Origin of the sequence: Deinococcus wulumuqiensis R12 (assembly GCF_011067105.1) — a bacterium.
Classification (GTDB): Bacteria; Deinococcota; Deinococci; order Deinococcales; family Deinococcaceae; genus Deinococcus; species Deinococcus wulumuqiensis.
Genome location: NZ_CP049357.1, coordinates 482,309 through 494,867 on the forward strand (window position 1 = coordinate 482,309; position 12,559 = coordinate 494,867).

Genomic DNA, 12,559 nt, shown 5'->3' on the forward strand with positions numbered 1-12,559 from the left:
GCTCGCCCCCCGCCCTAGCCCCGGCGCACCGTCACCACGTTGCCCCAGGGGTCAGCCCGGCGCAGCGCGTCTCCGAGGTCTTCCCAGCCGCCCTCTTCTCGCAGCGGCGCGAGGTCGGGGGTCCGCACCTCGAACCCGCTGAGGCCGGCGGCGGGCGCTTCCGGGTGACCCTGCCCGCGCGTGTGCCATTCGTTGAGGCCGAGGTGATGGTGGTAGCCGCCCCAGGAGAGGAACGCGGCGCCGGGGAGGTGCGACACCACCTCCAGTCCTAAGACGGCGCGGTAGAACTGCGCGGCTTCGGCAGCGTGGCCGACCTTCAGGTGTACGTGTCCGAGCGTCGTGCCGGCAGGAGCGCCCGCATACGGCGGCGCCTCCCCGGTCCGCAGCGCGTCCAGCGTGATTCCGGCCTCGGCGAGCACGCCCGGCACGTCCACCGCCAGCGTATCCATCTGCACCTGCCCGCCCCGCCAGGTCCAGCCCTCGCGGGGCCGGTCGGCGTAGACCTCGATGCCGTTGCATTCCGGGTCGCTGAGGTAAAACGCCTCGCTCACCAGGTGGTCGCCGCTGCCCAGTCCGCTGCCCAGTCCCGCCGCGTGCGCGACCCAGCGGCCCAGGTCGGCGCGGGTGGGGAGCAGGAAGGCGGTGTGGTAGAGCCCCGGCCTGCTCACCGGCGCGCGGGGCAGGTCGGGCGCCGCTTCCAGGCGCAGCAGCGGCGTGCCGTGAGCGCTCAGCACCACGCGGTTTGCCCCGTCCGGCGCCGTGCTCAGTCCCAGCAGCCGTGCGTAAAACGCCGTCAGTCCCTCCAAATCGCGGGCGAGCAGCGTCACCGGGCCGAGGTGCGTGGTGGGGGAGAGCGGGGGAGGCGTCATAGGTCCAGGATGGAATAGATGCTTTAAAAAGTCAACCGATTGATTCTCTAATGTTTGTATGCCGGGTGGGTCATCTTCCGGACAGCCCCGGCGGGCAGAGGGCCTTTAAGCTGAGGCATGACTGGACTTGCGCGCCAAGTGACGCTCCTCGCCGCAACCGTGCTCACGCTGGTGATGAATTACCTCTCCAACGCCCTGCCGCTGTTCGGCAATTCCAACGCGGAGGTGAGTGACCGTTTGCCGAACGCCTTCACCCCTGCGGGGCTGACGTTCGCGGTGTGGGGGCCGATTTTCCTGGGGCTGCTCGTGTTCGCCGTCTATCAGGCGCTCCCGGCGCAGCGTGGGGCGCGGCTGGACCGGCTGTTCTGGCCGTTTCTCCTGGGTAACCTGCTCAATGTCGCGTGGCTGCTCGCGTTCCAGAGCCTCAACATCGGGCTGAGCGTGGTGATCATGCTGGCGCTGCTCGCGGTGCTGGTCCGTCTGTACCTCAGCGTGCGCAGTCTGCCGCCGCAGGGCGCCGAGCGCTGGACGTTGCAACTTCCCGTCAGCCTCTACCTCGCCTGGATCAGCGTGGCGACCATCGCCAACATCACGGCGTTCCTCGTCAGTGCGGGGGTCACGCAGAGCTTCCTCGGGATCGCCGGGCCGGTGTGGTCGGCGCTGCTGCTCGTGGTGGCGGCGGCCATCGGCGTGTTTTTCCTGTGGCGCTTCCGCGACTACGCCTTCGCGGCGGTGCTGCTGTGGGCCTTTTACGGCGTCTACGTCGCCCGGCCTGAGGTGTCCACCGTCGTACTCGGCGTGGCGGTGGCGGCGGATCTGGTGCTGCTCGGCAGCCTGAGCGCGTGGCGGCGGCCCCGGGCAGCGCTGTAATACGGTTTCAAATTGAGTCCCGGATATGTCCGGGCGCAATTTTGCGCGGAGCGCATGGAAAAAATACGGATTCCGATTGAATCTGGTCGTTTCAGATTCAATCCGACTTGCAAAGCTGCGCAGCAGAGCGGGTGCGAGTAGGAAAAAATACGGATTCCGCGATATGGATGCACAGGCGGCACCTTCCCAACTGTATAGGCCCGACTGTGCAGGAATTAAGCGGAATCCGTATAAGGAGGGAAAACCGAGACCGGAGCCGTCACGCCGCTCCGGTCTTTTTATTGTTCCGGTCTCCTCAGGTCAGCGCTGGCAGCTCGCGGGCGTGGTCGGCGATCAGCCCGCCGCCCAGCAGACGCGGCCCGGCGTACAGCACCGCGCTCTGGCCGGGAGCCACCGCGAACTGCGGTTCGGCAAACTCCAGTTCGAAGCCCTGCTCGTCGGCACGCAGGACGCGGGCCTTGACCGGCGCCGTGCGGTAGCGGACCTGCACTTCGAGGTCGGTGGGGAGCTCGGGGAGGTCGAGCAGGTAGTTCGCGTTCGTCGCCCTCAGTCCGGTCCACAGGCAGTCCTCGTAGTCGCCCACCCAGACGGTGTCGGTCGCCGGGTCGAGGTGAACGACGTGCCGGACGCGGTGCGACTGGTACAGGCCCAGCCCCTTTTTCTGTCCCAGGGTGTAGAACTGCGTGCCGAGGTGTTCGCCCACGACTTCGCCCGTCGCGATTTCGCGGATGAACCCCTGGCTCGCCGGCAGGTGCTCGGCCACGAAATCCTGCACCTTGCCGGGCACGAAGCAGATGTTCTGACTTTCGGGCTTCTGGGCGGTGAGCAGGCCGCGCTCGGCGGCGATTTCGCGCACGCGGGGCTTTTCCAGTTCACCCACCGGAAAGAGGATGTACGGCAGCGCGTCACGCGGCGTGCCCCACAGGAAATAGGTCTGGTCCTTGCGCGGGTCGTCGCCCCGCCAGAATTCGACCTCACCCTGCGCGTTTTCCACCCGCTTGACGTAGTGCCCCGTCGCCACGTAGCGGCAGCCGAGCATCTTGGCCTTCTTGACCAACTCGTCGAACTTGACCTTGGTGTTGCAGTTCACGCAGGGGTTGGGCGTGCGGCCCCGCGCGTACTCGTCCAGAAACGGCCCGACGATGTGGCGCTGAAACTGCTCGCGGTAATCGAGCAGGTAAAACGGCACGCCCACCTGTTCGGCCACCCGGCGGGCTTCGTAGGCGGCGTCGGGCGAGCAGCACGAGTCGAAGGTGTCCACGCGCTTGTCGTCGGGCCAGAAGCGCATCATCGCGCCGATGACCTGATAGCCCTGTTCCTTGAGCAGCGAGGCCGTCACCGAACTGTCCACCCCGCCCGACATGGCGCACAGCACCCGCTCACCGGAAGCGGGCCGGGGCGAGGGGGTCTGGTCGGGGGTCGGGGAAACAGCCGTCATAGCGCCGGGGAGAGTAGCAGAGTGCCGGGCGCGGGAATGTGGGACAGGGCGCGGGGGCCGCTACACTCTGAGCCATGCCGCTTTCCCGCCATGCCCTGAGTGACGCCGCCCAACGCTTCGGCACGCCGCTGTACGTCTACGACGACGCCGAGCTGACGGCGGCGCGGCGGCGGGTGCAGCAGGCCTTCGGCACGGCCCGCGTCTTTTACGCCATGAAAGCCAACCCCAACCTGACCCTGCTCAGGGGCTTCGCGGCGGCGGGGCTGGGCTTCGAGTGCGTCAGCCTGGGCGAACTCGCCCGCGCCGAGGCGCTGGGGCTGTCCGGCGAGCGCCTCATTCTCAACGGTCCGGCCAAGAGTGACGCCGAGTACGCGGCGGCGGCGCGGCTGGGGGCGACCATCGTGGTGGACCGCGAGGAGGAGGTCATGCTGCTGCCCCCCGGCTCGCGGGTGCTGGTGCGCGTCAACCCGTCCCTGACCGTCAGCACCCACGACCACCTCGCCACCGGCACCGCCCGCAGCAAGTTCGGCCTGACCCCCGAGCAGGTGCCCGGCACCCTGAACGAGCTGCGCGACGCCGGACACGAGGTGCTGGGCCTGCACGTCCACATCGGCAGCGCCATCGAACAGGCCGAGGACTTCACGGCGGCCTTTGCGCGCGTCACCGCGCTGCGCTCGCAGGTGGGCGAACTGGGGGTGCTCAACGTGGGCGGTGGCTGGCAGTCCAACGCCGACCTGCCCGGCATCGCCTACGAAGCGCACGAGGCGGCGCGGGCCTTCGGCGCCGAGCTGTGGGTCGAGCCGGGCCGGTATCTGGTGGCGGGCGCGGGCTGGCTGCTCACCCGCGTGGTGGGCACCAAACGAACCGGGCGCAACTTCTGCCTGGTGGACGCGGGCATGACCGAGTTTCTGCGCCCCATGCTCTACGGCGCGGCGCACCCGCTCTACCCCATGTGGGACGCCCTCGCCACCGAAATCTGGGACGTGGCGGGGCCAGCCTGCGAGAGTGGCGACCTGCTGGCCCGGGGCGTGCCGCTGCCCACCCCGCAACGGGGGCAGCTGCTGGTCATCGGGGAAGTCGGGGCCTACGGCGCGAGCATGAGCAGCAGCTACCTCTCGCGCCCGCGCCCCGCCGAAGCGTTGTGGGACGGCCAGGAGTGGCACCTGATTCGCCGCCGTGAAACGCCGCAGGAAACGTGGGCGGCGGAAGTTTGATACGGATTCCGATTGAATCTGGTCGTTTCAGATTCAATCCGACTTGCAAAGCTGCGCAGCAGAGCGGATGCGAGTAGGAAAAAATACGGATTCTGCGATATGGATGCACAGGCGGCGCCTTCCCAACTGTATGGGCCCGACTGTGCAGGAATTAAGCGGAATCCGTTTGAGGCCCTTTTAACCGCCCTGTAACCGCCGCGTCGCACCCTGGGGCCATGAACAGGAACCTCACGATTCTGGCCCTCACCGGCACACTCGCCCTCGGGGGCGTTCTCGGGTATCAGGCGAAAGAGGGCGGCTTACCGTCTCAGGGAGCGGCGACCACGTCGCAGGCCAACCCAGTACAGGCCAGCACAGCCCAGGACGTGACAGCTTCGGGCACGCTGGTTCAGACCCGGACAAGTCCCCCGGCCACCGCCACCACTGCCTACGACGCGGGCCGCGCCCGCACCGAGTCCGAGGCCAACACCGTGCAGGTGGTCAAGGAGCGGCAGGACGGGCTGGTCTACATCTCGGTCACCGAGGCCGACAGCTCCAGCGCCGAAGCGCGGATGCGTCAGCGGCTTCAGGAGCAGTTCGGGTTCAGCCTGCCCCAGGACCAGGGGGGCGGGGTTCCGGCCACCGGCACCGGCAGCGGCTTTTTCGTCAGTGCCCAGGGCGACATCGTGACCAACAACCATGTGGTGGAAGGCGCGAGTGAAATCACCATCCGTCTGCACGGCAGCAAGCAGACCTACAAGGCCAAGGTCATCGCCCGCGCCCCCGACTACGACCTCGCGCTGCTCCGCGCCGAGGGGGTGGCGCCCAGCAGCATCAAGCCGCTGCCGCTGGGCGACTCCGACAAGCTGGACGTGGGCCTCAAGGCGATTGCGATGGGGGCGCCCTTCAACCTCGACTTTTCCGTCTCCGAGGGCATCATTTCCAGCCTGGAGCGTCAGGTGCCGGTGGGCAGCCGCGAGGTGGTGCAGCCGGTGATTCAGACCGACGCGGCCATCAACCCTGGCAACTCGGGCGGGCCGCTGCTGTCCAGTGCGGGCGAAGTCATCGGGGTCAACACCCAGATTCTGACCGGCGGCGCGGGCCAGAGCGCCGGGGTGGGGTTCGCCATTCCCATCAACACCGTCAAGCGGCTGCTTCCCCAGCTCCAGGCCGGTCAGGGGGGCGTCGTCTCGCCGCCCAGCCTGGGGGTGGTGTTCACCGACCTCGGCAGTTTGCCCCCCGAGCAGCTGCGGGCAGCGGGCCTCCCCACGAGCGGCGCCCTGATTCAGAAGGTCTACCCCGGCAGCCCGGCGGCGGCGGCGGGACTGCGCGGCGGCAGCAACGGCGAGCTGACGCTGCCCTCGGCGCAGGGGACTTCCGCCCTTTCGACCGACGGCGACCTCATCACGGCAGTGGGCGGCCAGCCCCTGACCGATGCCAGCAGCCTGCAACAGGCGGTGCTGGCGACCGGCGAAGGCCAGCCCCTGCGCCTGACCGTGCGGCGGGGCGGCCAGAGCCGCGAGGTCGAAGTCACCTTGCAGGCCTTCCAGTTTCCTCAGAACCAGCAGTGACCGCCGGGCTTTTGCGCTCCCCTGACCCTGCCCTGACCTTCCACGCCGGGCACCCGCAGAGGTGAGGCGACAGTATGTGAGTTGCCGTCAGCCAGGAGGGGAGCGGACGTGTTACAACCTGAAGCGATGAAAAAACTTCTACAGTGGACGATGCTTACGGCGCTCGTGACCGGAACGGCCAGCGCAGCCGACGTGCGCCTGGGGCTGAACACCAGCGCCACCCTGGGCTGTGAAGTGGCCGGGGTGCGGGCCGGGGTGCAGGAAGGCCGCTTCGGTGGCTACGTGCAGGGGTCGTACTGCACCAGCAACGTGCAGGGCGAGTCGGGTTCGGCGGCGTTCGGCGGCGGCCTGACGGTGGACTTCTACCAGTCGCTGTCCCTGAGCGCCTACGGCCAGCTCGGCGCGGTGTCGCAGCCCGGAGGCAGCCCCAGCATCTACGGCGGCGTGGGTGCCCGCTACGGCGTGCCGCTGCTGCCGGTGGAAGCCTACGTGGAGGGGGGCGTCTCGTACCGCAACACCATGCTGGGCGGCCTGACGGCGCCCCGGTTCGCGCTGGGGATCAACTATGTGTGGCGCGGCGTGGACCTGAACACGGCGAGCACCGGAGAAAGCCGCCCGAGCAACATCAGCGCTCCCGGCGCAGGCGGCCTGAACGTGGACGCGGGCGGTGCGGGGACGGGCGGCGGCGCCCCGGCTCCCACGCAGTGCAATGTCAGCCCCGAAGCCGACGCGGCGGCGGCCCGCAGCGCGGCGGATGCGGCGGCCCGCAGCGCCCTGTCCTCGGCGGCGTCGGCTTACAGCGCCATCTACAGCAACGTCAGTTACGACATCACGGTGGGCGGGGCGAACATCAACGGCAACAGCGCCACCGTGACTGGCACCATCAGCCTGCGGGCGACCAACCGCACCAACGGCCAGCCGGTCAGCGGCACCTACAGCGGCGTCGTGACCCTCTCGCGCAGCGGCTGCGGCTGGGTGGCGACGGGCTACCGCCAGAGCGGCGAATAACCCACACCCAACAGTTTCTTCTCCCCGTCCTGCACGGAAGATAGATTCGGGAGAAAACAGTGTTTCGCAGCCAGACCGGGGCAGAACGGAGCAAAGTTCGGAGAGAGAAAGGGCCACTCGAAGCAGGGTGGCCCTTCTCTCTCCTCCCGGTCAGGGAGAACTCGAGTCTGCTCGCCGCCACTTGAGGACAGGCCAGTGAAAAAGCCCCCACCTCCATTTGAAGGGTGGGGGGGGCTTTCGCCGGTCCTCTGGCTTTACTTCTTGCGCTTACCTGCGGGCTTTTTGCCGCCCAAGCCGCCGCCACCGGGGCCGCGCTCCTTGGCGTCACGCATAAAGGAACGCAGCTTGGCCTCGAACTGCGGGCTTTGGCGTCCGATGGCACGGGGACGGGGAACTTCTTCGGGTTCCTCCAGCAGCTCCTTGATGGACAGGTCGAGGCGACCGCGCTCGTCACGGCCCAGCACCTTGACCTCGACATTCTCGCCTTCACGCACGTGGTCGTGAATGTTGCGCACAAAGGAGTGTGCGATCTGCGAGATGTGAACCAGTCCTGTTTCGCCGTTCTCGAACTGAACAAACGCGCCGAAGTCGGTGACGCGAGTGATGCGGCCTTCCGCGACGGCACCAGAATCAAGCTGCACCAAGGGTTTTCTCCTCAAAAGGCATGGGGCGAGTTTACACGATTCGTCCGTGGGCGTGCATTTAGAATTAGGGCTTTCCTGTTCCGAACATTAGGTGGGCTGCTGCCCTGGGTCCAGGCTGGATGCGGCGCCCGCTTGCTCTGGAAAAGTTGACGAGTAGACCTGACTTGACGAAGAAATCTGCTGACTTCTGGCAAGTGGTCGGGAGACACCCTGCGGAGGGCGAGTGCAAAACAGTGAGCAGGACGGAGAATGCAGGGATGCGGGGCGCGGCCACACGCATCACGTCGTCCGGAGAACTGCTCTAGACTGCGGCATATGAAGCTCCGAGGCACCCTGGGAGGACTCAACCTCCTGCTCGAACCGGGCGACACCGGCGACACCGTACGCCGCTCGCTCCAGACCTACCGGCATATGCTCGCGGCCCACATCACCGTGGAAATTCAGGGCGACACGCCCCCCGAAGCGGTGGAAGCGGCCTTTCAGGGCGTGCGCGAAGCCGGGGGCACCCTGGGGCGGGTTCGGGCGCCGCGCGTGACGGTCAACGTGCCCACCGCTGCCGCGTCCGACCCCGTGCCGAGTGCCCAGACCGTGATCGTGCCCCACAGCGTGCGGGCGGGCTTTCGCGGCGAGTACCGGGGCAGTGTGGTGGTCCTGGGTGACGTGAACCCCGGCGCCGAACTGATCGCTGCGGGGGACGTGATCGTGGCCGGGGCGCTGCGTGGGGTGGTTCATGCCGGGTACGGCGGCACCCATCCGGACCCCATCGTGTGGGCACGGCCGATTGCCAGCGCCCAGATTCGCATCGGCGACGCCGTGGCGCGCGCCCCTGAGGGCAGCAGCAACATGCGCCGCACCGACCGCACCGAACGGGCCGAGCGGGCTTATCTGCAAGACGGCATGATCGTGATCGACGTGCAGTAGATCGGGCAGGGGAGGCGCTGCGCCCGAGTGCGTCCCCTTGCGCCGCCCCCTACATCGTGGTAAATTCTTTCTCGCCCGATTTGGGGCCGGTCGGAACTGTTCGAGGAAGAGGATGTTCTGAACGAATGTGACCGGGGTCGTAGCTCAGCTGGGAGAGCGCGTCGTTCGCAATGACGAGGTCAGGGGTTCGATCCCCCTCGACTCCACCACCCACCCGCCTGTCAGAGGCGGGCTTTTTTTATGTCTGGTGCTCCGTGCTACCTCTGCCACTCAAGAAGGCGAGGGGGCCTTACTCTTCTCTCCGGTGCAGGGCGGCAAGAAGCCGAGGTGCCCTGCCGCCCTGCGCTGTGCCGAATTATACGGATTCCGCTTCATTCCTGCACAGTCGGGAAAGCGCCGCCTGTGCATCCATATCGCAGAATCCGTATTTTTTCCTACTCGCATCCGCTCTGCTGCGCAGCTTTGCAAGTCGGATTGAATCTGAAACTACCAGATTCAATCGGAATCCGTATTACGCCCCTGGCAGACGCAGCCGGTTTTCCAGGGTGGCGTAAGCGTCCGGCTGGGCCAGCAGAATCAGGTCGTCGCCGTCGGTCAGGCGCAGTTCGGGGCGGGGAAGCTGCACGGTGCCGCCGCGCATGACGCCGACCACTTCGACTTCGGGGGGCAGGGCCAGCAGCTTGAGTTTGGCTCCGCGCCAGCTGGGGGGAACGGGGCGGCGGTAAAGTTGCCGCCCCGTCTGGTCAGCTGCTTCAAGGTCAGGGACGTATGGGGTCCCGGAAGTCGGGGCCGGGCGCCGGGGAAGGGCACGCACCGTGTCGGGCAGAACCGGGACGCTCGGCGTCTGGGCGAGGGCGCCGTCGGCCCGTGAGCGCAACTGCCCGGGAACGATGCCGGGTTCGCCGCTCAGGACGTGGGCCACCCCCGCCGCGAGCAGCGCCAGCGGCAACATGCTGTCGCCCCCCCAGGCCACCGCGAGCAGGGTGGCCCCCAGCGGCACGTTGAGGGTCACGGTGAGAAACGCGACCGCGCCGATCAGTCCGGCCACCGCCGGGTCGGTGTGGAGGACGTGGCTCAGCCCCACCCCCAGCAGCCCGCCGATGCCCACCGAAGGCAACACGCTGCCCCCGAAAGCGAGCCTGGCCCCCAGCGCCAGCAGCAGCCAGCGCCACAGCCCCTGCGCCCCGGCGTCGGCGCCCATAAATCCACTCAGTCCCACCTGCAACCAGCCCGAGCCGTCTCCCAGCACCGCAGGCGTCGCCAGCAGGGCGATTCCCGCCGTCGCCAGCCCGAAAACGGCCCCCAGCGCGGGACGCCAGCGCCCGTCGGTCAGCGACGCGGGCAGCAGGCGGCAGGCGTGCAGCAGCAGCCAGCCCGCGCCGGTCACGGCCAGGGCCACCGTCGCCAGGGCGGGAAGCTGTTCCAGCGGCGGCAGTTGGCCGCCATACGGCACCCGCAGCAGCGGCGCGAACCCGAAGGCGAGGCCGTAGGCAGCGTAGGCCGCCACCGACGCCAGCACACACGGCATCAGCACCTCGAATTCGAACTCGAAGCGGCGGTAGAGCACCTCGGCCACGAGCACGGCGGCGGCCAGCGGCGCGTGCAGCACGGCGCCCAGCCCGGCGGCGGCCCCGGCAAGCATCAGCATGCGCAGCTCGCCCGCGTCCAGCCGGGTCAGGCTGCCTAGCACCCGGGTGCCGAGTTGCCCCAGCAGCACGAACAGCGAATCGCGTCCCACCAGCAGGCCACTCACGTAGGCCAGCAACGTGCCCAGCAGCGTGCGGACCTGGGCACGCACGGGCGGCCAGCCTTCACTGCCCGTCGCCGCGCCGCGCTGGGGGTGGTGGGCGCCGCGCACCAGTTGCGCGAACGCCCCGCCGGGCAGCGCCGGAACCAGCCACGCGGAGGCCGCCCCTGCCAGCGGCAGCAGCAACAGCAGCAGGGGAGAGACGTGACCGAACGCCATCAGCAGGCCGCCCTCGCCGGGGGTGCCGGGGGGAGCGTAGCCGCTCAGCCAGGCTGTGAGCGGACGCAGCAGGTCGAGCAGCAGCCGCAGCCCGATGCACAGCACCCCGACCACCCCGCCCAGCAGGACGCTGAGCACCACCACACGGCCCGATTCCAGGCGCAGCCGGACAGCGCGGGGGATCGGAGTGCGGGACAGAGGAAAACGCATCGCGCGTCATCCTAGAGCAGAAGGGCCACCGGAGCGCAGGGTCATGCCTGTGCAGTCCGGGTGAGGTGACGACGGCCTCGAATCACTGCCCGGCAGTGACCTTATATATATAAGGTACCGACGCCCTGTTGGACCGGGTCGAAAAAATCTGTTCAGGACGCCATTTTTCGGTTCGCCTTCGGGCGACAGATACGGCAGGCCGGTCGCGCTTCGGGGGCCGCCTTTACAGGTCTGCGAAGAGGCCGCCCGGCGCCGTCTGGGGCCGACCCTGGACGGAACCCGCCTCCTTTTCACCGCGCAGGACGGCGGCCACCTCACGAATGTCGCGCCAGGTCAGGCTCTTGGGGCCGCCCGGAGTGCGCGCCGGATGGCGCAGCAGGTAGGCGGGATGCAGCAGCGGCATCAGCAGCGCGGGGTCCGGCCAGGCGGGGTGGCGGTAGGAAAACCACTGCCCGCGCAGCTGCGTGATGCCCTGCGACGTGCCGAGCAGAAACTGGGCCGCCGTGTTGCCCAGGGCCAGCACCACGCGCGGACGCAGCAGCGCGAGTTGCGGCTCCAGCCACAGCGCGGTGCAGGTGGCTGTCTCCAGGGGCTGGGGCGGGCGGTTGTGCGGAGCGCGGCACTTGGTCACGTTGGTGAGGTAAACCTCTTCGCGCGCGATGCCCGCCGCCGCCAGAATGCGGTCCAGCAGTTGCCCGGCCTGCCCCACGAAGGGTCGCCCGTCGCGGTCCTCCTCGGCGCCGGGGCCTTCGCCCACGATCAGCAGGGGTGCCCTGGGGTCGCCCTCGGACACCACCACCCGCGAGGCGCTGACCCGCAGCGGACAGGCGGCGCAGCCCCGGTTGCGTTCTTCCAGCGCCCGCAGCGCCGCCGACCCCGGCCAGTCGGCCTGCGGCAGGGAAGAGGAGCCGGTCATGTCCCCAGGCTAGCGCCCGCTCCCGCGCCCAGGCTGAAAGCTGCGTCTCAGTCTGAGCGTAGGGTCAATTGTGGTGCCGCAATGATAATGATGGGGAAGCGGGTCGTCGCCTCCTGCAGCTCAAAGGTGGCTTGCTGTACGACTGTTTATACGGATTCCGATTGAATCTGGTCGTTTCAGATTCAATCCGACTTGCAAAGCTGCGCAGCAGAGCGGATGCGAGTAGGAAAAAATACGGATTCTGCGATATGGATGCACAGGCGGCGCTTTCCCGACTGTGCAGGAATGAAGCGGAATCCGTGTTAATGGCCCGCCTTCTCCAAAAAGGCCACAGCAAAAGACGGAGCGAAGTGGGGCGGCTTTCCGCACTTCGCTCCGGTTCGGGAAACGGCTTCGGGGTAGGTCGGATAAAAGCCCTATCAGGGCTGGGCGGGCGTCAGTTTGGGCCGCCTGGAACGCGCTTCACGGCGGGTTTTGGGGTCGAGGGCGACCAGCAGAAAGAAGTTTTCCAGGGCGTTTTCCTGGCCCTTGGTGTCGGAATGCTCGTGTTCGGCGGTGCCCGTGACGAAGGGAAGCGACTGGTACAGCTCCAGCGCGTGGGCCACCACGTCCTCGGGGGCGTGCTGCTCGGCGTAGGTCGCCAGCTTGACGTATACCTCGCGCCGGGCCTCGGCGTGACGCAAAAATGCGTCGGGGTGGGGCGTTTCTGCCGAACGCAGCATGTCCTGCCGGGCGATACGGCGGTAGTGCTTGAGGCCCTGGAGCAGCTGCTCGGTGGTCATCGGTTCTTTCATGGTCCCTCCTGCGGACGGGTGCGCGGGCCGCACACAAACGTGGCGAGTATAGGACCGGGGCGCAGAGGCCTCCAGACCTTGCCTTCCGCTCCCCCCAAAGCAGGGTGAACAGTGTCAGAATTCACTAAAGACGATGCTTTCGGAGCATGAGAACCATGT

At 67.9% G+C, this 12,559-nt stretch carries 11 protein-coding genes and 1 tRNA gene; 6 read left to right on the forward strand and 6 right to left on the reverse strand.

Annotated features, from left to right (window positions below):
- Positions 1–14 precede the first annotated feature (14 nt).
- A complete protein-coding gene (locus G6R31_RS02440; protein ID WP_017869405.1) occupies positions 15–869 on the reverse strand; it encodes a VOC family protein in 855 nt (284 codons plus the stop codon).
- Positions 870–986: 117 nt separating this feature from the next.
- Here G6R31_RS02440 and G6R31_RS02445 point away from each other — a divergent pair, with 117 nt between their 5' ends.
- On the forward strand, positions 987–1,739 hold the full coding sequence (locus tag G6R31_RS02445; RefSeq protein WP_025567188.1) for a tryptophan-rich sensory protein: 753 nt from the start codon (positions 987–989) through the stop codon (positions 1,737–1,739).
- A 295-nt stretch (positions 1,740–2,034) separates the two neighbouring features.
- On the opposite strand, the gene mnmA is transcribed toward G6R31_RS02445, so the two are convergent.
- Entirely contained in the window at positions 2,035–3,177 is a 1,143-nt protein-coding gene (mnmA, locus tag G6R31_RS02450) for a tRNA 2-thiouridine(34) synthase MnmA (protein WP_017869403.1), read from the reverse strand.
- A gap of 74 nt (positions 3,178–3,251) precedes the next feature.
- Between mnmA and lysA the strand changes: the two genes are divergently transcribed.
- The 3 genes from lysA (at position 3,252) to G6R31_RS02465 (ending at position 6,949) form a co-directional block, all read left to right on the forward strand.
- Positions 3,252–4,391 (forward strand): diaminopimelate decarboxylase, encoded by a 1,140-nt coding sequence (gene lysA, locus G6R31_RS02455; RefSeq protein ID WP_164993953.1) that lies wholly within the window; start codon positions 3,252–3,254, stop codon positions 4,389–4,391.
- 215 nt (positions 4,392–4,606) lie between these two features.
- The gene (locus G6R31_RS02460) at positions 4,607–5,941 is read left to right on the forward strand and encodes a S1C family serine protease (RefSeq protein WP_017869401.1); all 1,335 of its coding nucleotides are present in this window, start codon (positions 4,607–4,609) and stop codon (positions 5,939–5,941) included.
- A gap of 126 nt (positions 5,942–6,067) precedes the next feature.
- Positions 6,068–6,949, forward strand: coding sequence for a hypothetical protein (locus tag G6R31_RS02465; RefSeq protein WP_188713203.1), 882 nt, complete (start codon positions 6,068–6,070; stop codon positions 6,947–6,949).
- 254 nt (positions 6,950–7,203) lie between these two features.
- Here the strand turns inward: G6R31_RS02465 and G6R31_RS02470 are convergent, their stop codons facing one another.
- Positions 7,204–7,593 (reverse strand): S1 RNA-binding domain-containing protein, encoded by a 390-nt coding sequence (locus tag G6R31_RS02470; RefSeq protein ID WP_017869399.1) that lies wholly within the window; start codon positions 7,591–7,593, stop codon positions 7,204–7,206.
- A 315-nt stretch (positions 7,594–7,908) separates the two neighbouring features.
- Between G6R31_RS02470 and G6R31_RS02475 the strand changes: the two genes are divergently transcribed.
- The gene (locus tag G6R31_RS02475; RefSeq protein WP_017869398.1) at positions 7,909–8,514 is read left to right on the forward strand and encodes a septum site-determining protein MinC; all 606 of its coding nucleotides are present in this window, start codon (positions 7,909–7,911) and stop codon (positions 8,512–8,514) included.
- Between the two features lie 133 nt (positions 8,515–8,647).
- Positions 8,648–8,723 (forward strand) — tRNA-Ala (locus tag G6R31_RS02480).
- A gap of 302 nt (positions 8,724–9,025) precedes the next feature.
- On the opposite strand, the gene G6R31_RS02485 is transcribed toward G6R31_RS02480, so the two are convergent.
- The 3 genes from G6R31_RS02485 to G6R31_RS02495 all read right to left on the reverse strand — a co-directional run bounded on the left by G6R31_RS02485 (position 9,026) and on the right by G6R31_RS02495 (position 12,400).
- Positions 9,026–10,690, reverse strand: coding sequence for a chloride channel protein (locus G6R31_RS02485; protein ID WP_017869397.1), 1,665 nt, complete (start codon positions 10,688–10,690; stop codon positions 9,026–9,028).
- Positions 10,691–10,913: 223 nt separating this feature from the next.
- The gene (locus tag G6R31_RS02490; RefSeq protein ID WP_017869396.1) at positions 10,914–11,606 is read right to left on the reverse strand and encodes a uracil-DNA glycosylase; all 693 of its coding nucleotides are present in this window, start codon (positions 11,604–11,606) and stop codon (positions 10,914–10,916) included.
- A 419-nt stretch (positions 11,607–12,025) separates the two neighbouring features.
- Positions 12,026–12,400: a hypothetical protein gene (locus G6R31_RS02495; protein ID WP_017869395.1), complete on the reverse strand. Its 375-nt coding sequence runs from the start codon at positions 12,398–12,400 to the stop codon at positions 12,026–12,028.
- Between the last annotated feature and the right edge of the window lie 159 nt (positions 12,401–12,559).